Annotated in this window: 19 protein-coding genes; 9 read left to right on the top strand and 10 right to left on the bottom strand. The window is 50.8% G+C overall.

The window, feature by feature from the left end; all coding sequences use genetic code 11:
• The first annotated feature begins 36 nt into the window (after positions 1–36).
• Together OSH01_RS11810 and OSH01_RS11805 are read left to right on the top strand one after the other, a co-directional pair.
• Complete coding sequence (locus OSH01_RS11810) at positions 37–1,260, top strand: ABC transporter substrate-binding protein (protein WP_266124312.1); 1,224 nt, start codon at positions 37–39, stop codon at positions 1,258–1,260.
• The gene (locus OSH01_RS11805; protein WP_266124311.1) at positions 1,260–2,174 is read left to right on the top strand and encodes a BKACE family enzyme; all 915 of its coding nucleotides are present in this window, start codon (positions 1,260–1,262) and stop codon (positions 2,172–2,174) included. The genes OSH01_RS11810 and OSH01_RS11805 overlap by 1 nt, the downstream gene beginning before the upstream one ends.
• An 88-nt stretch (positions 2,175–2,262) precedes the next feature.
• Here OSH01_RS11805 and OSH01_RS11800 read toward each other — a convergent pair whose 3' ends face one another.
• Positions 2,263–3,267 (bottom strand): NADP-dependent oxidoreductase, encoded by a 1,005-nt coding sequence (locus OSH01_RS11800; protein WP_266124310.1) that lies wholly within the window; start codon positions 3,265–3,267, stop codon positions 2,263–2,265.
• Between the two features lie 181 nt (positions 3,268–3,448).
• Positions 3,449–4,867: an argininosuccinate lyase gene (gene argH, locus OSH01_RS11795; protein WP_266124309.1), complete on the bottom strand. Its 1,419-nt coding sequence runs from the start codon at positions 4,865–4,867 to the stop codon at positions 3,449–3,451.
• 155 nt (positions 4,868–5,022) lie between these two features.
• On the opposite strand from argH, the gene OSH01_RS11790 reads away from it, so the two are divergent.
• Positions 5,023–6,357, top strand: a complete 1,335-nt coding sequence (locus OSH01_RS11790; protein ID WP_266124308.1) for a mechanosensitive ion channel family protein — start codon at positions 5,023–5,025, stop codon at positions 6,355–6,357.
• Entirely contained in the window at positions 6,354–6,692 is a 339-nt protein-coding gene (locus OSH01_RS11785) for a P-II family nitrogen regulator (protein ID WP_266124307.1), read from the top strand. Before OSH01_RS11790 ends, OSH01_RS11785 begins: the two co-directional genes overlap by 4 nt.
• A gap of 81 nt (positions 6,693–6,773) precedes the next feature.
• Here the strand turns inward: OSH01_RS11785 and OSH01_RS11780 are convergent, their stop codons facing one another.
• Together OSH01_RS11780 and OSH01_RS11775 are read right to left on the bottom strand one after the other, a co-directional pair.
• On the bottom strand, positions 6,774–7,988 hold the full coding sequence (locus OSH01_RS11780; RefSeq protein WP_266124306.1) for an MFS transporter: 1,215 nt from the start codon (positions 7,986–7,988) through the stop codon (positions 6,774–6,776).
• Between the two features lie 71 nt (positions 7,989–8,059).
• A complete protein-coding gene (locus tag OSH01_RS11775; RefSeq protein ID WP_266124305.1) occupies positions 8,060–8,632 on the bottom strand; it encodes a chorismate--pyruvate lyase family protein in 573 nt (190 codons plus the stop codon).
• 36 nt (positions 8,633–8,668) lie between these two features.
• Between OSH01_RS11775 and OSH01_RS11770 the strand changes: the two genes are divergently transcribed.
• Positions 8,669–9,403 (top strand): pseudouridine synthase, encoded by a 735-nt coding sequence (locus OSH01_RS11770; RefSeq protein ID WP_266124304.1) that lies wholly within the window; start codon positions 8,669–8,671, stop codon positions 9,401–9,403.
• Positions 9,404–9,426: 23 nt separating this feature from the next.
• Here the strand turns inward: OSH01_RS11770 and OSH01_RS11765 are convergent, their stop codons facing one another.
• Both OSH01_RS11765 and ugpQ read right to left on the bottom strand, forming a co-directional pair.
• Positions 9,427–10,281: a 23S rRNA (adenine(2030)-N(6))-methyltransferase RlmJ gene (locus OSH01_RS11765; RefSeq protein WP_266124303.1), complete on the bottom strand. Its 855-nt coding sequence runs from the start codon at positions 10,279–10,281 to the stop codon at positions 9,427–9,429.
• 30 nt (positions 10,282–10,311) lie between these two features.
• Positions 10,312–11,067, bottom strand: a complete 756-nt coding sequence (gene ugpQ / locus OSH01_RS11760; protein ID WP_266124302.1) for a glycerophosphodiester phosphodiesterase — start codon at positions 11,065–11,067, stop codon at positions 10,312–10,314.
• A gap of 217 nt (positions 11,068–11,284) precedes the next feature.
• Between ugpQ and OSH01_RS11755 the strand changes: the two genes are divergently transcribed.
• The 4 genes from OSH01_RS11755 to OSH01_RS11740 all read left to right on the top strand — a co-directional run bounded on the left by OSH01_RS11755 (position 11,285) and on the right by OSH01_RS11740 (position 15,276).
• Positions 11,285–13,246 carry a SurA N-terminal domain-containing protein gene (locus tag OSH01_RS11755; RefSeq protein ID WP_266124301.1) on the top strand — a complete coding sequence of 654 codons (1,962 nt, stop codon included), beginning with the start codon at positions 11,285–11,287 and terminating at the stop codon, positions 13,244–13,246.
• A gap of 92 nt (positions 13,247–13,338) precedes the next feature.
• Positions 13,339–14,211, top strand: a complete 873-nt coding sequence (locus OSH01_RS11750) for a peptidoglycan DD-metalloendopeptidase family protein (protein ID WP_376918134.1) — start codon at positions 13,339–13,341, stop codon at positions 14,209–14,211.
• 9 nt (positions 14,212–14,220) lie between these two features.
• A complete protein-coding gene (locus OSH01_RS11745; RefSeq protein WP_266124300.1) occupies positions 14,221–14,913 on the top strand; it encodes an AzlC family ABC transporter permease in 693 nt (230 codons plus the stop codon).
• Positions 14,914–14,925: 12 nt separating this feature from the next.
• Positions 14,926–15,276: a hypothetical protein gene (locus OSH01_RS11740; protein WP_266124299.1), complete on the top strand. Its 351-nt coding sequence runs from the start codon at positions 14,926–14,928 to the stop codon at positions 15,274–15,276.
• Positions 15,277–15,311: 35 nt separating this feature from the next.
• On the opposite strand, the gene OSH01_RS11735 is transcribed toward OSH01_RS11740, so the two are convergent.
• Genes OSH01_RS11735 through OSH01_RS11720 form a run of 4 tightly spaced genes read right to left on the bottom strand, consistent with a single transcriptional unit; the run spans position 15,312 to position 18,824 of the window.
• Positions 15,312–17,591 carry a RelA/SpoT family protein gene (locus OSH01_RS11735; RefSeq protein WP_266124298.1) on the bottom strand — a complete coding sequence of 760 codons (2,280 nt, stop codon included), beginning with the start codon at positions 17,589–17,591 and terminating at the stop codon, positions 15,312–15,314.
• A 16-nt stretch (positions 17,592–17,607) separates the two neighbouring features.
• Entirely contained in the window at positions 17,608–17,811 is a 204-nt protein-coding gene (rpoZ, locus tag OSH01_RS11730) for a DNA-directed RNA polymerase subunit omega (RefSeq protein ID WP_266124297.1), read from the bottom strand.
• 32 nt (positions 17,812–17,843) lie between these two features.
• Positions 17,844–18,470, bottom strand: a complete 627-nt coding sequence (gene gmk / locus OSH01_RS11725) for a guanylate kinase (RefSeq protein WP_266124296.1) — start codon at positions 18,468–18,470, stop codon at positions 17,844–17,846.
• Positions 18,471–18,494: 24 nt separating this feature from the next.
• Positions 18,495–18,824 (bottom strand): hypothetical protein, encoded by a 330-nt coding sequence (locus OSH01_RS11720; RefSeq protein WP_266124295.1) that lies wholly within the window; start codon positions 18,822–18,824, stop codon positions 18,495–18,497.
• Between the last annotated feature and the right edge of the window lie 11 nt (positions 18,825–18,835).

Genomic DNA, 18,835 nt, shown 5'->3' with positions numbered 1-18,835 from the left:
TGATGATAAAAGAGACAAACTGATAAAGGCAACTATATGAATCAAATTCTCCCCCTCAAACGCACAGTTTTAGCAGTGGCGTTAGGTGCGCTATCCTACTCAGCGTATGCAGCAGATATTTCCGATGATGTGATACGTATTGGTTTTATTACGGATATGTCGGGCGTATACGCAGACTATGATGGTCCCGCTGGGGCTGAGGCTATACGCATGGCCATTGAAGACGCCGGTGGAGAGATCAATGGGAAAAAAATTGAACTATTAACGGCCGATCACCAAAACAAGGCAGATATCGCTTCGGCGCGAGCACGGGAATGGTTCGATCAGAATAAGGTCGACGTCTTAATCGGAGGAACTAACTCTGCCGCTAACTTGGCCATGTCAGCGGTAGCGGCCGAGAAAAAGAAAGTCTTTATCACCTCAGGGGCGGGTGCTTCGGCCCTGACTAATGAGCAGTGCACGCCCTATACCGTGCAGTACACATACTCCACTAATGCTTTAGCGTCGGGTACCGGCGATGCCGTCGTGAAAGACGGCGGAAAGAAGTGGTTCTTCGTCACAACCGATTACACCTTTGGTCATGCGTTGGAAAATGAAACCTCTAAGGTAGTCAAAGCGGCTGGTGGAGATGTGGTCGGTTCAGTACGTGTGCCTCTGGGGGCAAATGATTTCTCATCGTTTATCCTGCAAGCGCAATCTTCAGGCGCCAATATTTTAGGTATGGCCAACGCGGGCGGTGACTTTGTGAACGCCGTGAAAGCAGCCAGTGACTTTGGTGTGAACCAAACGATGAACTTGGCGGGCTTGACCGTGTTCCTCATGGATATCCATTCTTTAGGTTTGGATGTCACCCAAGGCATGTACTTTACCGTACCGTGGTATTGGAACATTTCTGACGAGGCCAGCAAGTGGTCGGATCGGTTTGAGGAAAAGGTCAAGCGTAAGCCTTCTTACATACAGGCAGGTGACTACTCCGCTGTCACGGCCTATTTAAATGCGGTGAAAGAAACCGGTACAGATGATGCAGATGCCATTATGAAATGGCTTAAGTCCAACACGATTAACGACATGTTTGTGAAAAACGGCAAGGTGCGCGCCGACGGTCGTATGATGAATGATATGGTGCTACTGCAAGTGAAAAAACCGGGTGACAGTAAAGGTGCGTGGGATTACGTGAATCAGATCGCGGTGATACCTGCTGAGCAAGTGTATGGCACCTTGGAAGAGTCTACTTGCAAGCTCACCAAGGAGGGCGCTTAATGAGCCAGCGTAAAGTCATTGTGACGATCGCTCCGACGGGCGGAATGGCTTACAAAAGTCAGAATCCTGCCTTGCCGACTCAGCCTGCTGAAATCGCCCAAGATACTTACGACTGCTATAACGCGGGCGCAAGTGTCGTGGCTATTCATGCACGCACCCCGGATGACGGAGCTACTTGCGACGCCGCCATTTATCATGATATCAACACACGCATTCGTGCCAAGTGCGACATTATCTTGAATAATTCCACTGGCGGTGGTGTGCACGGCGAGATGATCGGCGAGACAGCACCCGGTTTGTGGGAGTTGCTCTGGGAAGAACGCATCAAGGGTATGGATGCGGGCGCAGAAATGTGTACGTTGGATGCCACCACCATCATTGCTAGTTTTGGTGGTAAAGAACTGCTCATGAACACGGCCCCCAGCAAAGCACGCTACCTCGCCGAGGAAATGAAAAAGCGCGGTATCAAACCCGAATGGGAGGTTTTTAGCCCCACCCATATTCTGCAAGATACCAATACCTTGATTGCTGAGGGTTTAGATGACGATCCCCCCTTTATTAATCTAGTAATGGGTGTGCATAAAGGGTTTCAAAATGCTATGCCTTATTCGCCTCGGCACTTGCAGTACATGGTCGATCTGCTGCCCCCCAACGCTATTTTTGGGGTTAGTGGTATCGGTCCAGCACAGCTACCCGCTGCGATGAACTCTTTGCTATTAGGCGGTCATGTTCGCGTAGGTCTAGAGGATAATTTGTATTATTCTCAAGGTGAATTGGCGACGAATATCCAACTGACCGAGCGCGTCGTACGGCTAGTACGTGAAATGGGTTATGAACCCGCCACGCCAGCGGAAGCGCGTGCCATGATGGGCTTACCTCGCCAAGGTGGGGTGAAGCCGGAGTTTGCCTTGTAAACAGCGCTGAAGCAGGTCAATAAGCAAACTGTTAAAGCCTGAGAGCGGTTATGCCGCTATCTCAGGCTTTTTTTGTTTACTACAGTTTTTACAGGCGAATGAGGCGTTTACCGAGGTTTTCGCCTTGATAAAGCTCGCTGATGGCGTTGAGCGCAGACTCAAGGCCGTCGGTGATATGTTCGGTGTAACGCAATTGGCCGTTCAGGACTGCCTGTTCCAGTTGGTGTACATAGTCGGCATAGGTGTCCATGTGATCAAAGATAATAAATCCTTGCATGCGCGCACGACGAGTAAGCAGTATGCGCTCTACCCGTGGCCCCATGGGGGTAGGATTCCATTGAGGGATCGAGGCCGTGCCACAAATAACCACCCGTGCGCCAATCGCTAGGTGCTGCATGACGGCATCGGAAATGGCGCCCGAGGTATTGTCAAAATAGACATTCACGCCTTCTGGGCATGCTTGTGATAGAGCAGAATGCAAATCATCGGTTTTATAGTTGATGACAGCATCGTAGCCAAAGGTGTCGTAGCAGGCCTTGACTTTGGCCGCTGAGCTGGTGAGGCCCACGGTGCGGCATCCTATCGCTTTTGCTAATTGGCCAACACAGGAGCCCACGCTACCGGCAGCGGTAGAAACGACCACTGTATCACCGGGCTTAGGTTGCCCCAGCTGCTCTAACGCAGTGGCCGCGGTAACGCCATTCAGACCTAAAACGCCAAGATACAAAGAGGGCGATAAGGTCGATGAAGTGATGCGTTGCACGACGGCATCGGGATCACACTGGGCGTAGTGCTGCCAACCGAACCAACCTAGCAAAAGTTCGCCCTCTTGGTAATCTGGGTGACGGGATTGTAGAACGCGCCCCACGCATAAAGCACGCATGACTTCCCCTACCGGGACGCTGGCATAGTTTTGGGCATCGGCTAGCCATCCACGCATGGCGGGCTCCACCGATAACCATTCATTTTTAATCAGTAACTGCCCCGCAGCCAAGGGTGATAGGGTTTCTTGTTCTATCTTGAATGTGTCAGCGGTCGGTATCCCTTGGGGCTTTTTGACCACGCGAATCAACTGGTTGAGTAAGGATGTCATAGTGGCAGAGAAAGAAGTTGTTAGTTCAAACAGTTGTAAAGGCTTTGTGTGTACTTGGCAAGATCTTGTTCGGTCCAGAGGGCAGAACGGTGAGCGTTAATGGAAAACGGCCATGAATACGTGGGTATCCATGGCCGTAGTGCGCCACCGATTAAGGTGGTATATATAGGGCGTACGCCGGTTAGCTGTTTTGGTCTATGATGCGCTGTGCCTCAATACGCACTCGTTCGGGGGCGGTGCCACCAATATGCTTGCGTGCAGCCACGGAGCCTTCCAGCGTTAACACTTGGAAAATATCCGCTTCAATACTGGCATCAAAGGCTTGCAACTGCTCTAAGCTAAGATCAGCTAAATCACAGCCTGCATCTTCACAATGGCGGACGGCAGCAGCCACGGTTTCGTGTGCATCCCGGAAAGGCAGGCCTTTTTTAACGAGATAGTCGGCCAAGTCGGTGGCGGTAGCAAAGCCCTGCAAAGCAGCATCGCGCATGGCTGAGGCTTTCACCTTAATACCAGCGATCATGTCGACAAAGATGGTTAAGGTATCGCGAATGGTGTCGGCGGAGTCAAACAAGCCTTCTTTGTCTTCTTGGTTGTCTTTGTTATAGGCTAAGGGCTGGCCTTTCATGAGCGTAAGTAGCGCAATAAGGTTGCCGTTCACGCGACCTGTTTTTCCACGAGCTAATTCCGGTACGTCCGGGTTTTTCTTTTGCGGCATGATGGAGCTGCCGGTACAAAAGCGGTCTGCTAGATCGATAAAACCGACTCGTGGGCTCATCCACATGACTAGCTCTTCAGAAAAGCGCGAAATATGCGTCATGATGAGTGCAGCGGCGGCACAGTATTCGATGGCAAAGTCGCGGTCTGATACAGCATCTAGCGAGTTGCGGCAGACTTCGTCAAAATTGAGCAGCTTGGCAACCATTTCGCGGTCGATAGGGAAACTAGTGCCGGCTAACGCTGCAGCCCCCAAGGGCAAACGGTTGACACGTTTGCGGCAGTCGGCCAAACGCTCAGCGTCGCGCTTAAACATTTCGGCATAAGCCAATAAGTGATGCCCGAAAGTAACCGGTTGAGCCACTTGTAAGTGGGTAAAACCCGGTAAAATCGTGTCCGCTTGCTCTAGAGCCAGTTGTGCAAGCTTGACCTGCATTTGAGCCAGTAGCTCTAGGGCGATATCAATTTCGTTGCGTAGCCATAGGCGTATATCGGTAGCTACTTGATCGTTGCGTGAACGACCTGTGTGTAAACGTTTGCCGGCATCACCGATTAGCTCTACTAAACGCTTTTCGATGTTTAGGTGTACGTCTTCAAGGTCGAGCAACCATTCAAATTGGCCAGCGTCGATTTCTTGCAGAATTTGCTGCATGCCGCGTTCAATATCTGCTTTATCCTCGGCGCTAATAACGCCAACCGCAGCCAGCATGGTGGCGTGGGCTAAAGAGCCTTGGATATCAAAGTGGGCCATGCGCTTGTCGAAGTTTACCGACGCGGTATAGCGCTTGACCAGATCGGAGACGGGCTCGGAGAAACGAGCGGACCAAGCTTGGGCCTTATTGGCGAACTGGTCCTGAGAGGCGGGGGTATTTTGATTTGACATAGCGAGAAATTATACGGGAATACGGGCACTACGCCGAGCCCTGTGCAGACACAGAAATACACGGTAAGGCGCTGTGCAGTATATTAGAGTGTTTACTGCTTACTGCCTACTATCCGTTGGCGTTATTAGCTGAGTTTTATAGAGCCTTAAAAAAGATGGAAGAAAAATTTCCGACTGAACCTCCATTAGCCGAGTGGTTGAATTGGTCAGTCATCGAGTCTTGGTTCCCTAGTAGTTTGTGGGCGCAGGTGGCGCTGGCATTGGTCGCTTTGCTATTGACGATGGCCTTAGCTAGTTGGATTACTTCACGGGTACTGTCTGGCTTATTTAAACGCTTATTACGGGTAGCGGGGCAAGAAGAATGGATTAAGGCCTTAGCGCAACACAAAGTGGTGCGTTATTGCTCCTACGCGGTGCCGGCTTACTTATTTGTGGGTAATGTTGCCTTGTTGCCAGTGAGCGAGGCGTGGTTAATCAGCATTGCTCGTATGGCGGCCACTTTAGCTACGGTGTTAACCGTATTAGCTTTAGTACGTTTGTTAGCCGCTTGGCAGCAGGTGTATGCGGCTTCAAATCGTGGCCAGACACGCTCTATTAAAGGTTATATCGAGCTCGCTAAGATTGCGCTCTGGGCAATAGGGGTGATTTTCGTTATATCTATTTTGATGGATCAGTCGCCTTTATTGCTACTCTCTGGCCTAGGGGCGTTATCAGCCGTCTTATTGTTAGTTTTTAAAGACACCCTGTTGTCTTTGGTGGCCAGCACCCAAATGAGTAGCAACGATATGTTGCGCATCGGCGACTGGATTGAGATGAAGCAAGCAGGGGCCGACGGCTTTGTGATCGATATTGCCTTACACACGGTCAAAGTTCAAAACTGGGATAAGACGGTCACTACGATTCCCACTTACAAGCTTTTTTCTGAAAGTTATCGAAACTGGCGTCAGATGTTTGAGTCGGGAGGGCGCAGAATTAAACGTACCCTTAGTATTGATGCCACCAGCGTGCGTTTTTTGAGCGATGTTGAAATAGAAGACTTATCCCGCTTTGCTTTATTAGACGAGTATTTGAAAGAAAAAAAGCAGCAATTAAGGCAGACTAATACAGCGCTTGCCCAATCTGGGATAGATCGCGTCAATCATAGGCGTCTCAGTAACATTGGAACCTTTCGTGCGTATTGCATGGCCTACATACAACAACACCCTGGAATACATCAGGGCATGATCATGATGGTGCGAATGATGGAGCCTGGAGCCGAAGGCATCCCGATAGAGATATACTGTTTCACTAATAATACAGCTTGGGTGGAGTTTGAACGTATACAAGGGGACATTTTTGATCATTTTTTAGCGATTCTGCCAGAAATGTCCTTGCGCCTGTTCCAGACTCCAACGGGCTATGACTTGAGCCAAGGCTTAAGCATGGCACGTCATGCCGCCAGCTTAGGGGACAGCAACAATAATTCAACGACTAACGGAATCTCATCATGAAGCAAATTACAGCCATTATTAAACCATTTAAGCTCGATGAAGTGCGCGAAGCGCTATCAGAGCTGAACGTGAACGGTTTAACGGTGACTGAGGTAAAAGGTTTCGGACGTCAGAAAGGACATACAGAGCTGTACCGCGGGGCTGAGTATGTAGTGGATTTTCTGCCGAAAATTAAAGTCGATGTGGTAGTGGAGGCCGATCGTAGTGAAGCGGTCATCGACGCAATTATTAAAGCGGCCCATACAGGTCGCATTGGTGACGGAAAAATTTTCGTCACCAATATCGAGCAAGCGATTCGTATTCGCACCGGAGAAAGTGGGCGCGAAGCCTTATAAAGCCATTACTCCGGTGGGCTATGCATAGTTTGCTATGTGTTGACGATGAAAATAGCTCCGTGGCCCACGGGGTGGTAAAGCTTAGGCGGTTGTGGTGTGGCTAGCAGGAGAACGGCTTTCATGCCTCCACAACCAGCTCAGAGCGCAAAGCAAGGCAATTACAATAGGAAAACTGCCCTGGTTGATAACGTCCCAGCCATATTTAGCCAATACTTGGCCAGAGCTGAAGGAAGACAGAGCGACGCAACCAAAAACAATGAAGTCGTTTAAAGCCTGAACGCGGCTGCGCTCAACGGGACGATAGCAGGAAATCACCATATTGGTGGCGCCAATAAAGCCGAAGTTCCAGCCTACACCCAACAAAATAAGGCTTAACCAAAAGTGGTTGACTGATAAACCGGTCAAGGCCACCGCACTGGCAGCACCAATAAGTAATAGGCCAATCATCGTAATAGGGATTTGGCCGAACCGTTTAATCAGATTGCCGGTAATAAAGCTAGGGCCGAACATGGCCAGAATATGCCATTGAATACCTAGCGTTGAATCCGTAATGCTGTGACCGCAGCCTATCATGGCCAACGGGGAGGCCGTCATCATAAAATTCATGAGGCCATACGAGGCAACCCCGGCCAGTACAGCCACAATGAAGCGTGGTTGGCGAGCGATTTCTTTAAGAGGGCGTCCCTGGTAAGGCCCGGTATGGCGTGACGTGGAGCCTAGGCTTTTAGCCCGCAATAGTAACACTAAGGGTATGACGCAGGCTGCCAGCACCGCTTGCGAGAAGAACGAGGCCATAAAGGGGTGCAAGGGTGTTAGATCGCTAGTCCAGATAATAGTTTGACTGGCAATCACAGCACCTAAAAGCCCCCCAGCCAACACCCACGAGGTCGCTTTGGGGCGAAACTCATCATTGGCGCCATCAGCGGCGGCGAAACGATAGTTTTGCACATACGAGGCATAGCACCCTGCCAGCGCCACCCCCAGACAAAAAATAGTAAAGGAAGCGATATAAATGCCCCACGTGGCCAGTAAGCCACCGCCGATGCCGAGAATAGCTCCCAGTAAATAGGCTTGCTTGCGCCCTATGCGCTGCATCATGAATATAGCCGGTAGTATGCCTAGCGCCAGCCCTAAATTAAAGGTGGTGACGGGCAGAGTGGCTAGTTCTGGAGAAGAGGCTAGTTGCTGTCCTACCAAGCTACTTAACGCCACTACTAGTGCCGGATTGGCGCCGCCGAGTGCTTGCATGCCAGAAAGCACAAGCGCATTATGCCGCCCTGAATCACCACTGCTCATGAGAAATACCTTGTCTATGCTTTATATAAATTTTAATTATAAGTTTATAACAAAGCCTATTGTTTAGCCTATTAGTCCATTGCGATGTGCCAGAATTCAGGGGTAAAACTTTCTGCTACTAGCAAAGGGCTACCTTGCCGCCAGAAGACCGAACAACGGGCCAATATTTGTGTAGGAGCAGGAGGGTGTGGGGAGCCATGCTGCAAAGCTGATAATCGAACTGTGCGATAAAGAGGCATGTGTGCATGCAAACGGCAGCTTAAAAAGGCCGAACGTTGTATCTGCGCATCGTTATATAGCATGTCGGCTAAGGGACGTTGGCGCAGACGACGCATGCCTTGCCACAGCCCATGGGAGTCTACTAGTGGGGTGAAGCTGCGTGCCACAACACATAAAACGCCGTCAATTGCCATGCGCACTTCACGTACCCAAACGGGGGCGGGACACGCGCGGTCTAACAGCCAGGCCTCGTCTTCTTTGAGCCCTGTGGCATATTCGCGCACCACGTTTAGCTCAACCTGTCCTAGTTGTCGTAGGCCGTCAGTCAAGGCACCGGGTCGATGTAACCAGTACTTTTGCAGCGGACTGTAGCTAGGTCGCAGGTGTTGTTGCCAAGGTTTTTTTTCAATGCAATGGAATTTCATAAACTATATTATCGCCAAAGCCATAAAATATCGCTTATGGAAAAAATACGTATTTCAAAATTAATGGCCGAACGCGGTATGTGTTCGCGACGCGAAGCAGACGCTTTTATTGAGCGAGGTTGGGTGCGGGTCGATGGCGAGGTGGTTTCCGAGCTAGGCTCTAAGGCTTATCCAAATCAAAAAATCACCTTGGAAAAACAAGCCCGTCAAAAACAGACCCAACGGGTGACGATTATTTTACATAAACCGGTGGGTTATGTATCGGGGCAGGCTGAAAAAGGCTACCGCAATGCTGTCTCGCTTATTTCGGGTGTTACGCAGTACAAGGGTGGGCGAGGAGGGGTGCGCTTTGAGCCCGGACATCTGCGTGGTTTAGCCCCTGCTGGGCGTTTGGATATTGACTCGACAGGTATGTTGATTCTTACTCAGGATGGCCGTATAGCGCGTCAAATCGTGGGCGAAGACTCAGTCATCGAAAAAGAATATTTAGTGCGCGTCAGTGGCAAGCTCACTGAGCGTGGCTTAGCAATGCTTAACTTTGGTCTGACCCTAGATGGTCAGCAGTTGCGGCCTGCCGAAGTAAGCTGGCAGAACGAAGACCAATTGCGTTTCATTTTACGTGAAGGCCGTAAGCGCCAAATTCGTCGTATGTGCGAAATGGTGGGCTTGAAAGTAGTAGGGTTAAAGCGCGTGCGTATTGGGGATATCGTGCTGGGCGATTTACCGGTAGGCCAGTGGCGCTACCTAAAAGAAGGTGAGCACCTAGCCTAACTGGGTGTAAGTGGGGCAAAAGCCTAGAGTTTATGCTGTTGCAAATAGCTTTGGGCTTTATTATCTTGGGCCATCGCGGCTTTAAGCCAGGGCAGAGCCTCGGACAAAGACTGATACAGGGTCCACGGCGGATTCACAATAAACATACCGCTGCCGTGTAAACCTAAACCATCGCGGCTTGGGGCACGCACAGTCAGACTAGTATGTAGCCAAGGTAGTGTTTGGCTTTCTAGGTAGCGCCGTAATTGCTGTACTTCAGGGCGCTGTACCAGGGGATACCAAATGACAAAACAGCATTGCGCAAAACGGCGTAAGGCCTCGTTAAGGCTGTGCTGTACCTGGCGATAATCGCCCTTGGCCTCGTAAGAAGGGTCCATCACCACTACTGCTCGCCGTGAAGGTGGAGGCAGTAAGCGTTTTATACCGTCGAAACCGTTTTCAGCATACAGGCGAACGCGACGGTTAGGACGTGGAAAAAGCTGTTTAACGTTATCGTTTAACGTTTGAAACTCAGAAGGGTGCAACTCAAATCCATGAAAGCTATCTTGCGGACGTAGTGCGGTGAGGGCTAACCAAGGTGAGCCTGGATAATAGCGCGCAATGCCATCGGGGTTGAGGTCTGCAATCGCATCCAGATAGCGTTCAACCATCGCAGGTGGGTTCTCGGCTTGCAATACTTTGTCCAGCCCATCGTAGAACTCGCCCTTGGTTTGGGCCCAGTCGTCCTCTAGGTCGTACAAGCCGGAACCGGTGTGCGTGTCGATAATGCTGTAAGGGCTATCTTTTTGAGCGTAATAATCAAAGATTTGCAGCAAGATAGCGTGTTTAAGTACATCGGCATGATTGCCGGCGTGAAATGCGTGACGGTAACTGAACAAAATGTTTGCAGCCTAAGCTGATCCTTGGAATTAAAAAGAGTCTGGACGTATGGTGGTAATTCTATCGGTAATGATGGCATCGCAGCCCCAGTCCAATAGTTCACGCACGCGCTCGGCTTCGTTGACGGTCCACACGCACACGGTGTAACCCGCTAGTTTAATCGCTCGCGCCTGAGCTTGCGTAAGATACCGAGTATTGACGTTCAAGCCTATGCAGCCTAGCTCCTCTAGCTTGTCTTGCCAATTAGAGGGTAATTCTGCCTCGATGAGCAGCGCACGGGGCATATCTGGGGCAGCCTGTTTGGCCGCCGCTAAGCTGGACTCGGAAAAAGACGAGAGCAAAGGTGGTAGAGCAGCCGCTTGCCATAACTGCTGAGCCAACAGGGCAATGCGTTGACCGGTTTCAGCTTCGCGCCCTGCGCTGGGCTTAATTTCTATATTGCTGTGAATTTGGTTGGCTATGGTGTAGTGTGCAATGCTATATAAGCTGGCAATGGGCTCACCGGCATAGGCAGAAGAGTGCCACGCGCCGAAGTCTAACTCAGCTAATTGCGCATAGGTGTAGTCGCTAGCTGGGCCTTGGTGGTTGCTGGTGCGGTCTACGTCATCATCGTGCAATAAAATAGGTACACCATCTTGACTTAGTTTGACGTCGAACTCCATCATGCTAAAGCCATTGGCCGCGCCTAAACGTATAGCAGACAAGGTGTTTTCCGGCGCCAACTTACCGGCTCCACGGTGGGCGATAAGCTGAGGATAATTCCAGTTGTGCGTGAAGTTAGCCACGATGGGGCTCCTTTATTAAGCATGGAATGTAAAAAACAGATTTACTATTTTCATTCAGGCTGTAAACTAACCGGTTAGGTTTTTAGCCATTGCATGGTGTTACACTGCCGATTTTATGCCAGACACGCACGGTGTGCTCAAAGCATTGTCAATTTGACACGCTAGACGGCATGCTCATCCGCAGCGATTCGCTGCATGCGATAGTAGGTGATAATGAATGTTTGAATTTATTCGTAGACATCAGCGCTTGATGTTGTTGGTGTTGCTAGTTTTAATTTTGCCGTCATTTGTACTGATAGGCGTAAGCGGTTATACCAATTTCGCCACGGGCGATAAAGAAATAGTCCAGATAGGTGATAGTGGAATCACTGTACAAGAGTTCGATCAAGCTAGACGCGCGCAACTTGAAGAAGCTCAGCGTAATTCGCCTGATGGCTTTGATATAGAGCGTTACGACACTCCGGCTATCCGTCAGCAGTTGCTCGATAACATGATCGATCAGCGTGTTTTGATTAATGTCGCTACCCAAGAACGATTTAGTGCTTCGGATGCTGTATTGCGTGAGTCCATCGCCGCCACGCCAGCCTTTCAAGAAAACGGCGTTTTCTCACCTAAGTTGTACGAAGAGCGATTACGTGGGGCGGGCATCGAGGCGCGTACTTACGAACAAAGCGAACGTGCCCAGTTGGCCTTGGCGCGGGTATTGGAACCTGTTGTGGGCACCGCCCATATTTTGCCTAGCGTAGTGGGGCAGCTAGAGCGAGCATTGACTGAAGCGCGACAAATACGCGTTAAGCAGTTCAGTCAGGCTGATTACCTAGAGCAAGTAGACGTTACCGATGCCGAGCTGCAGGAATGGTATGACAAGAACAAGCAGTCTTTAGAAATTCCCGAACAAGTAACGGCTGAGTTCCTATTGCTGGACGAGGCCGCTGCAACAGCCAGTGTGGGCACTCCCGACGAGGCACAACTCCAGCATTACTACGAGCAAAATAAAAGTCGCTTTGTATTGCCAGCGCGTGCTCACATCAGTCATATTTTAGTGGCGTTAACGGCCGGTGCCAGCGATAGCGAGCGTGAGCAGGCTCATGCCAAGGCCAAACAAATAGCCACGGCAGCACAGGCTGATAACGCCAATTTTGCTGAGCTGGCCAAAACGCAGTCCGAGGATGCAGGCAGCGCCAGTCAAGGTGGTGACCTGGGTTGGATCGTGTATGGTAGCTGGCCCGCTGCATTGCAAAACGCTGTGTTCTCCTTGCCTACCGGTGCGGTATCGGATGTGATTGAAGGCCCTAGCGGTTTTCATATCTTTAAAGTGCTCGAGACCGAACCAGAACGTGGTCAAAGTTTTGAGCAGGCTAAAACGCAGATTGAGCAAGAGTTACGCACACAAATGGCGGCAGAAAGCTTTGCCGAAATCGCCACCGTACTCACTGACTTAGTTTACGAGAACGAAGATAGCCTGCAGCCAGCCGCCCAAACCTTAGGTTTGCCGTTGCATGTAGCCGCTGGTATTACTCGTCAAGGCTTGTTGGACGCCTCTCAGGTGCAGGGCGATAATGCGGCCGCTAGCAGCCCTTATTGGGTCACCCTCAATGACAGCCGTGTGCGGCAGTCTTTGTTTGCGCCTATTAGCCTGAAAGACCGTAAAAATTCGGGCGTATTGGAACTGTCGCCAGATACGATTATCGCTTTGCGTGTCGCTGACGTGATTCCGGCTTATGTGCCCGAGTTTGCACAAGTTAAAGATAGTCTAGTCGAGCGTCTGCGCCATGAAAAAGCCTTGGCCTTGGCGGTTGCAGAAGGTGAGGCGGAATTAAAGCGTCTGCAAGCTGATAACACACTAGAGCGAGTAGGCTTCACGCCTGCAGAACAGGTGAGTCGCTCTGATTTCGGCGTTTTTACTGAAGCTGACTTGAACACAATCATGGCCGTGGATACTCAGACCTTACCTACGTATGTAGGCATTCAGGGGGCTGATCAATATCGTCTGGTTGAGGTGCTCGAAGATATCCCTGGCACAGTCAGTCCACAAGGTGAGCAATTCATTGCAGCCCGCATGAGCCCGCTTCTGGGCAATAGCGAAGCACAGGCCGTGCTACAAGTGCTACGTCAAGAGCAAGGTGTTAAAATCCTGCCTGCGGCGGCCGAGGAAATCAATCCTACTAGCCAAGACTAAGCTATTGCTGCCTGACTGATAGGGCGGTAATGGGTTGATTAATTAACGATGACCACCGTGTAGTGTGGTCATCGTTTTTTTATGGTGCGATCATGATAATGACAAAGTGGCCTGAGCGACTGCAAGTTCTACGTGCGTGGCGCTACGCATTGCTTTTAGCAAGCCTAAGCCTAGCGGCGCCGTTGGTGCAGGCCTCTACCTACATAGAAAGGGTGTTGCATAAGCCCGTGCCGGGTGGCGTAGCCGTGCTCAATGCGGGGCAGGCAGAGCAGGCGCCCGAGGTGTATGTAGATGGGCAGCGTGTGATGGTCATAAAGGATGCCGACGGCGCTTGGAAGGCTATCGTGGGCATAGATTTAAAAACCAAGCCCGGTACGATTAGCCTGCAAGACAACCAGGGTTTGAGCTTACACGTGGTGGTAGGTAACAAGCACTATAAAGAGCAACATATACGTTTGAAAAATCAAGCGCATGTGAACCCAGATCCTCAACAACAAGCTCGCTTCGCTGCCGAATATGCGGCACAAATTCAGGCCTATAGTCAGTTCCGGCCCGAAGGTCCTTCCAATGTGGTCTTTGAAAAACCCGTGCCGGGACGTTTATCCAGTCCTTTCGGTTTGCGCCGTTTTTTTAATGGCGAGGAGCGTAACCCCCATTCGGGCTTAGATTTGGCATCCCCGCAGGGAACTCCCGTTAAGGCCCCAGCAGATGGGGTAGTCTCTCTTGTGGGCGACTACTTTTTCAATGGTAAAACGGTGTTTGTTGATCATGGGCAGGGGTTTATCACCATGTATTGCCATCTGTCGGCGATTGATGTGCAGCCGGGCGACAGCATTAAACGGGGCGAGGTGCTAGGGCGAGTAGGGGCCACTGGCCGTGCAACCGGCCCGCATTTGCATTGGAATGTGAGCTTAAATAATGCTCGAGTGGATCCTGCGATTTTTATTCAGGCTTTTCAACCCTAGGAAGCTTACATGTCTGCTTTTGCCGTAAGCGGTTTTAGGCGCGGCCTACTGGATAGTTCGGCCATCGCACTAGGCTATATTCCGGTGGCCATTTCTTTTGGATTAACTGCTTATCATCAGGGCTTAAGTCCTTTTGTAGCCGTATTGATTTCCTTATTAGTGTATGCCGGAGCCAGCCAGTTTGTTCTGCTTAGCATGTTGGCAACGGGTGCCAATATGGCCAGCTTGTTGGCAGTAGTGGTGGTGATGAATCTGCGTCACTTGTTTTACGGCCCTTCTATATTGACCCATTTTGGTACGGCCCCACGCCATTTATCGGTATTTATTCTGGGGGCGGGTTTAACCGACGAAGTCTTTGCGTCTGCCTCGGGGAAAATGGCAAATGTGCCTGCCGAACAGCGTGAGTGGTGGTACTGTGGTTTGCAACTAGGGGCCTATGCTTCTTGGGTGGGCGGTACAGCAGTGGGCGCTTACTTAGCCCAAGACCTACTGGCTGACTCACAGGTGCTCACCAAAACCTTGGGTTTTGTATTGCCGGCTTTGTTTTTTGCGTTGTTGTTAGAAATACGTCATGCGGTAGCCCCTGGCGTGATGTATACCGCCGCCGTGGTGGCGCTATTATCGGTCTGGTTGATGCCAGCCTATCTGGGCATTATTGTAGCGATGCTAGCAGGCGGTGCATACGCTTTGCGGCGTCAATAGGCAGGAGCTATTATGCAAGATATAACGGTGTTGATGATAGTGATTGCGTTGGCGGGTTTAGGCACATACTTAATTCGTGTGTTGCCCATGAAATGGCACGAGCGCGGGCAACAGCAGCATAGCGACAAGGCACACTCAACACGCTTGATCCCGGTGCTGCAAGCCATTGGGCCAGCAGCCATCGTGGCTTTGCTGTGTATTTCCTTAGCTGGTTTGCTTACACCACCTAGTTGGCTAAGTGACAGCCTTTGTGTTGCCTTAGGTTTACTAGGTGTGATGGTAGGCCACCGCTTGGGTGGTATTGCCATAGGCACCCTGTTAGGGGTGCTTACCTACGGCTTAAGCCTTTACGTGTTGCTGTAAGGCAAGAAGGGGCTGCGGGTACCCTTTACCACTGCTTAACCCTTCACCCGCACTATCTTTTGCACCTGAGGCACATGCCGTATGGCGCGTATCACACGAGCCAAATGATTGCGGCTATCTACCTGTACAGTGACATGCAACAAGGAGGTTGCGGCGGCTTCATCTGGCATGGAAATGTGAATAATGTTGGAGTCGGCATCGGTGATTTCAGCAGCCAGACGACCGAGGACTCCACGCTCGTTAAGGACGGTAACATCAAGGCGGGTAGACAAGTGTCGAGCCGTATTGCTATCCCACATTACCGGTACCCAACGCTCGGGTTCTTTGGCCTGAGCACGCTGAGCGATTTCACACTCTGCCATGTGCACCACTAAGCCGTGGCCCATACGTATGCCGCCGATAATCGCGTCGCCTGGTAACGGGCCGCAGCAAGGTGCTAATTGTACTGCTTGCCCTTCGTTGCCTTGAATAAGAATAGGAGCCAAGGAGCTGGAGGTGAAATCGTCGATGGCTGCTGCTGTGGTTTCTAGCAGGGTGGTTTCTGGAGCGAAGCGGCGTGCCACGACCGCAGCTAAACGTTTGCCCAAGCCAATATCGGTAAGGATTTCTTCTCGTGACGCGGCGCCAGAGCTTTTAGCTAACTTGTCCCAAGCGGGGTCGTCATCACGTACCGGTGGCAAGCCCATTTGCTCGAACGCTTGATCTAATAAACGACGGCCAAAATCAAGCGACTCTTCGTACTGTACGGTACGAAGAAAATGACGGATTTCCGAACGGGCACGGCCAGAGCGCACATAATTAAGCCACTGAGCCTGTGGGCGTGCTGCCGGAGAAGTGATGATTTCAACCGAGTCACCACTTTTCAAATCAGTGCGTAGTGGGGCAAATTCGCCATTGATTTTGGAAGCAACGGCATGATTGCCAATATCGGTATGAATAGTGTAGGCAAAGTCTACGGGTGTGGCGCCCCGAGGTAAGGAGATAATTTTGCCCTTTGGGGTATACACATAAACGGCATCGGGGAACAAGTCGACTTTGACATGCTCTAGGAATTCAGTGGAATCGCCAGTTTGGCTTTGTATATCAAGTAAAGACTGCAGCCAGCGGTGCGTGCGCTTTTGTAGGTCGTTAAGCGTGACATCGTCGTCTTTGTAGAGCCAATGCGAAGCAACGCCTTCTTCGGCAACATGATCCATCTCGCGCGTGCGGAACTGAAATTCGACAGGCGTGCCGTAAGGGCCGATAAGCGTGGTGTGTAGCGACTGGTAGCCATTCACTTTGGGGATGGCAATGTAGTCTTTAAATTTGCCTGGCACGGGGCGATACAACTGATGTAAGGTGCCTAAGGCCAGGTAGCATTCGGGTAGGGTGTGCACAATAACCCTAAAACCGTAAATATCAAGTACGTCCGAAAAAGACTTTTTTTGCTCGACCATTTTACAGAAGATACTGTAAAGCGATTTTTCCCGACCACTGACATCGGCCTCGATGCCGGCAGCGGGCAGGGCAACCCGCACTGCATCAGTGATTTTGCTGAGTACTTCCCGGCGATTGCCGCGCGCGGACATCAAGGCCTTGTGTAGTACCCGATAGCGATTAGGGTACATGGCTTTGAAGCAACGATCTTGCAGCTCGCGAAATAAGGCGTTGAGCCCTAGTCGGTGGGCAATGGGTGCGTAAATGTCTAGGGTTTCTTGGGCGACGCGGCGACGCTTTTCTGGCTTGACGGCATCCAGTGTGCGCATATTATGCAGGCGGTCGGCCAGTTTAATCAGTATGACCCGTACATCGCGCGACATGGCCAGTAGCATTTTGCGAAAGCTATCGGCTTGCTGTTGTGTTTTTGTGGCGACTTCTAAGCGATCCAGTTTAGAGACACCGTCTACAATCTCAGCGACATCGGCACCGAATTTCTCGGCGAGCTCTTGTTTGCTGACATCTTGGTCTTCAATGACGTCGTGCAATAATGCAGCCATCAAAGAGTCTGCATCGAGTTTCCAGCCAGCACAAATTTCGGTTACTGCGATAGGGTGCGAAATGTAGGGTTCGCCGCTAGCACGGAATTGTCCTAAATGCGCTTGGTCAGAAAAACGATACGCCTCGCGTACCCGCTCTACATCTTTCGGATCCAAGTATTTGGAGATGATTTTCGTGAGCGGCGCCAGCGAGGCGATGGTGTTGTTGGTACTTTGTTCGGCCTCGGGTGAATAGACGCCATTCGGGCGTGCTGAGGCCTTGCGTTTTCCTAGGCGTGACCCTTTTTTTAAAACAGCTAATAGACCAGTTGATGCGCCTCGAAACCGCGGAAATACCATTGAATACCTCTAAGTGTTAGGTGGGTACCTTACGCAGCATTTCTATGCCGGTTGCACCAGCCGCAATTTCACGTAAAGCGGTCACTGTTGGTTTGTTTTTGGACTCTATGCGGGGTTCGTGACCTTGAGCCAGTTCGCGAGCGCGGTAGGCGGCGGTTAGCGTAAGATTAAAGCGATTAGGAATCTGCTCCAGGCAGTCTTCTACAGTAATACGAGCCATGTTTGATAACTTTAAGGTTAAGTTAAGCCTGTTTAAAGACCTAACTGTTGAAAAACGGAGGTTTGTCGAGCCGCTTGGTTGGCGACCCGTAAACGACTGGCTTGCACAATCAGGGAAAGCTGTGCCACAGCAGTGTCAAAATCTTGATTTATAATAACATATTGGCATTCATGCACATGGCTGATCTCGCCTGTTGCAGCCAGTAAGCGACGCTCAATCACTTCATCGCTATCTTGGCCGCGAGTGCGTAGCCTTTTCTCTAGTATAGCCAGTGAAGGGGGCAAAATAAAGATACCCACCGCTTGGGGGAAGTTCTCTTTTACTTGGCGCGCTCCTTGCCAGTCAATTTCCAATAGCACGTCTTTGCCCGCATTCAAGGCTTGTTCTACAGCTTTGCGGGGTGTGCCGTAGTAATTGCCATGAACATGCGCCCACTCAAGCATGGCATTGTCATCGCGCAAGCTTTCGAACTCTGGGGTGTCCACAAAGTAATAGTGCTTAGCGTGCTCTTCGCCTGGGCGTGGGGCGCGTGTCGTGCAAGAAATCGATAAACTAATGTTATGGTCTTGGGCAAGTAAAGCATTAACCAGACTGGATTTGCCAGCCCCGCTGGGGGCTACCACAATAAAAACACTGCCAGGAAAGTGAGCAGACGACATAAGCGCGGTGAAGAAAGGAAAAAATTAATCGTTAAAAAGGTCAGTGTTTTGGCCGAACTCATCCAGCACGGCTTGGCGGCTACGTAAATCGTTGCACAGAAACACGACGGTATCGCCGGGGTTCATATTGAACAGTACCTCTTGCACAAGCTCAGGAGCGTCTGCAGCTTGGGTGATAGCCATTACATGAATATCGCCTCCGGCTTCAAACTGCTCTTGTGGCACGAATTCAGCAACCCGCTCAAGATCAGGTTCGCTCAGTACGACATAAGCCCAAACAGTATGTTCGTCTAGGCTAATTTGCAGTACTGAACCGGCGGGTATGGTGCGCAAAACTTCACTTTGTACTTGCATAGTAGGGCTTC

This window comes from Alcaligenes endophyticus, assembly GCF_026344035.1.
GTDB lineage: Bacteria > Pseudomonadota > Gammaproteobacteria > Burkholderiales > Burkholderiaceae_B > Alcaligenes > Alcaligenes endophyticus.
Note: the sequence above shows the minus strand (reverse complement) of the source record. Positions and strands in the feature narration are given on the sequence as shown.

What these genes read in the sequence shown, in the direction of transcription:
- OSH01_RS11800 (WP_266124310.1), bottom strand. Translation starts at nt 3,267, where the DNA reads ATGACATCCTTACTCAACCAGTTGATTCGCGTGGTCAAAAAGCCCCAA.
- OSH01_RS11750 (WP_376918134.1), top strand. Translation starts at nt 13,339, where the DNA reads ATGATAATGACAAAGTGGCCTGAGCGACTGCAAGTTCTACGTGCGTGG.
- OSH01_RS11740 (WP_266124299.1), top strand. Translation starts at nt 14,926, where the DNA reads ATGCAAGATATAACGGTGTTGATGATAGTGATTGCGTTGGCGGGTTTA.
- OSH01_RS11805 (WP_266124311.1), top strand. Translation starts at nt 1,260, where the DNA reads ATGAGCCAGCGTAAAGTCATTGTGACGATCGCTCCGACGGGCGGAATG.
- OSH01_RS11720 (WP_266124295.1), bottom strand. Translation starts at nt 18,824, where the DNA reads ATGCAAGTACAAAGTGAAGTTTTGCGCACCATACCCGCCGGTTCAGTA.
- OSH01_RS11745 (WP_266124300.1), top strand. Translation starts at nt 14,221, where the DNA reads ATGTCTGCTTTTGCCGTAAGCGGTTTTAGGCGCGGCCTACTGGATAGT.
- OSH01_RS11775 (WP_266124305.1), bottom strand. Translation starts at nt 8,632, where the DNA reads ATGAAATTCCATTGCATTGAAAAAAAACCTTGGCAACAACACCTGCGA.
- rpoZ (WP_266124297.1), bottom strand. Translation starts at nt 17,811, where the DNA reads ATGGCTCGTATTACTGTAGAAGACTGCCTGGAGCAGATTCCTAATCGC.
- OSH01_RS11790 (WP_266124308.1), top strand. Translation starts at nt 5,023, where the DNA reads ATGGAAGAAAAATTTCCGACTGAACCTCCATTAGCCGAGTGGTTGAAT.
- OSH01_RS11735 (WP_266124298.1), bottom strand. Translation starts at nt 17,591, where the DNA reads ATGGTATTTCCGCGGTTTCGAGGCGCATCAACTGGTCTATTAGCTGTT.
- OSH01_RS11780 (WP_266124306.1), bottom strand. Translation starts at nt 7,988, where the DNA reads ATGAGCAGTGGTGATTCAGGGCGGCATAATGCGCTTGTGCTTTCTGGC.
- OSH01_RS11755 (WP_266124301.1), top strand. Translation starts at nt 11,285, where the DNA reads ATGTTTGAATTTATTCGTAGACATCAGCGCTTGATGTTGTTGGTGTTG.
- gmk (WP_266124296.1), bottom strand. Translation starts at nt 18,470, where the DNA reads ATGTCGTCTGCTCACTTTCCTGGCAGTGTTTTTATTGTGGTAGCCCCC.
- OSH01_RS11785 (WP_266124307.1), top strand. Translation starts at nt 6,354, where the DNA reads ATGAAGCAAATTACAGCCATTATTAAACCATTTAAGCTCGATGAAGTG.
- OSH01_RS11810 (WP_266124312.1), top strand. Translation starts at nt 37, where the DNA reads ATGAATCAAATTCTCCCCCTCAAACGCACAGTTTTAGCAGTGGCGTTA.
- OSH01_RS11770 (WP_266124304.1), top strand. Translation starts at nt 8,669, where the DNA reads ATGGAAAAAATACGTATTTCAAAATTAATGGCCGAACGCGGTATGTGT.
- argH (WP_266124309.1), bottom strand. Translation starts at nt 4,867, where the DNA reads ATGTCAAATCAAAATACCCCCGCCTCTCAGGACCAGTTCGCCAATAAG.